Genomic DNA, 245 nt, shown 5'->3' with positions numbered 1-245 from the left:
AATCAAAAAAGGGGAACGAACGTGGCTGGACTACGAATGAGATCGGCTGTCTTTGCATTGACCTTTACCTTGGCAAGCCCGGCCTTAGCGGCCGAACTTCAGATCGGCATGCGATCGGAAATGGTGATGGATCCACATTTCATGTGGAGCAACAGCAATGCCGCCTACTATGTGCAGACATATGGATATCTGCTGCAGCCTGATGAAAAGGCGCAGATGCAGCCAATGCTTGCAGCCTCCTGGAA

1 pseudogene is annotated in these 245 nt (G+C 51.4%); it reads left to right on the top strand.

The features are described 5' to 3' along the window. Nucleotides 1-36: 36 nt before the first annotated feature. Nucleotides 37-245, top strand: a pseudogene (locus SB822_RS59780) (ABC transporter substrate-binding protein); the annotation flags it as partial.

This window comes from Paraburkholderia sp. SIMBA_054, assembly GCF_046534875.1.
Taxonomy (GTDB): Bacteria; Pseudomonadota; Gammaproteobacteria; order Burkholderiales; family Burkholderiaceae; genus Paraburkholderia; species Paraburkholderia hospita.
The sequence above is the reverse complement of the archived record's forward strand: the minus strand, read 5'-3'. Positions and strand labels throughout refer to the sequence as shown.